The organism is Streptomyces sp. NPDC090442 (assembly GCF_044769405.1).
In the GTDB taxonomy this organism is placed as follows: domain Bacteria; phylum Actinomycetota; class Actinomycetes; order Streptomycetales; family Streptomycetaceae; genus Streptomyces.
The window spans coordinates 1-1,310 of record NZ_JBIVXW010000265.1 but is presented as its reverse complement, the minus strand read 5'-3'; the positions used below and the strand labels follow the sequence as shown (position 1 = coordinate 1,310).

Genomic DNA, 1,310 nt, shown 5'->3' with positions numbered 1-1,310 from the left:
ACAATGATCACAAAGCCCGTGCCTGCTCTGCTACGCACCCAAACCAGTCACAACCCCACCAGCCGTAACGACCCCGGAACTTGCAACGGCCCTGGCGTTTGATCCCTCCAAAGAATCCTTTGGAAGTCGAAGCCTGTGTCAGGGTGATGCTCGTGGGAGGAGTTTTTGGCATGGCTACTCCGAGAGGATATTCACAGGAGTGATGCTCAACCCCGACGACCCTTTGGCGCGTTGTGTGATTCGATGCAGAACAGTGAAAGCGGGGGGCGCCAGCATATCCGCAAGTATCCCACGTGGAGGAATGTTCCGAACCCCCAACAATCACCGAAGGTTTAATTTTAACCTTAGTCCGGACTGACTTCCAGGCCGAGCCAGCGCCGTTCGTCCTCTCTTTCGGCGATCAAGCGAGCTCGGTACATTCGTTCTGTTACTCCGAGTTCTCTGGCTACGATACTGTGTGGCAGTCCGGACTCTTGGGCGGCAGCGAGTTGGACCACGTTAATCAACCTGCGGGCGGCCCACAACTCGGCCGATCTTTCTTGAGCGATAGTGGACACATTCCTTAGAGCCGTGTCAGGGTAAGCGCAACGGTTGTGCTGGAGAGTGATATGTGCAAGTTCATGACAGAGAGCACTCCGCTTCTGGATTCGCTTCAACCCAATGCTGCAATAGACTTTGCATCGTTCGGCGTCCCAGGCTGCGAGTACGTCGCGTAGATGAAGGTATTGGATGGGGATGCCTTGCTTCTCCAGTTCTAGCTCTGGATCGAAATTGATGGGCTCGGCTTCCGCCTCGAAGATGGACATACGCCTTTGCTCCTTTCGATGGATCAGCTGAACTGCTGTTAGCAGGAAAGCGGTTTCTTTTCGTTACGGAAAGGGTGACGCGCGTCGAGATTGCTATCTTACGGGAATAGTTCACCCGCATTGTTTAATAGTGTTATGAAAAAACCTCTCCGGCCTCGGGTCGCTCATCGAGCCTCTTCTGTGAGCCCAGCAGAGCCAGGGCGTGATCTTTCTCAGGTTCTGGGATGGATGAGGTCGAGTGCGTGGTCGGGGTGCGACCGGTAGTGATCGTTGGCGGCGGCCAGGCTGGGCCAGCCGACGAGGTCGGCGAGGTCGAGGGCGGTTGTGATTGGTCAAGATAGTTGTCACCTGGTCGAGCTGTCTGTCACCTGGTGCGGCCGGGTGACAGCGGCCTGTTGAGCCGTGACACGTTACGGGCTGCCCCGCGATTGATGTTGGGGCGTGTTGGCCTGGGAGTTCGGCTGGTGGGTGATTCAGCAGGCCGTCGCGCGGACGAGCACGAGG

Annotated in this window: 1 protein-coding gene; it reads right to left on the bottom strand. The window is 56.8% G+C overall.

Features of this window, described 5'->3' with window-relative positions:
• Positions 1-344: 344 nt before the first annotated feature.
• The gene (locus ACIQU6_RS44915) at positions 345-806 is read right to left on the bottom strand and encodes an ImmA/IrrE family metallo-endopeptidase (protein ID WP_403488541.1); all 462 of its coding nucleotides are present in this window, start codon (positions 804-806) and stop codon (positions 345-347) included.
• Positions 807-1,310 lie beyond the last annotated feature (504 nt).

Bases quoted from the DNA above. Each gene is read 5' to 3' on its own strand.
- ACIQU6_RS44915 (WP_403488541.1), bottom strand. From the start codon at position 806: ATGTCCATCTTCGAGGCGGAAGCCGAGCCCATCAATTTCGATCCAGAG.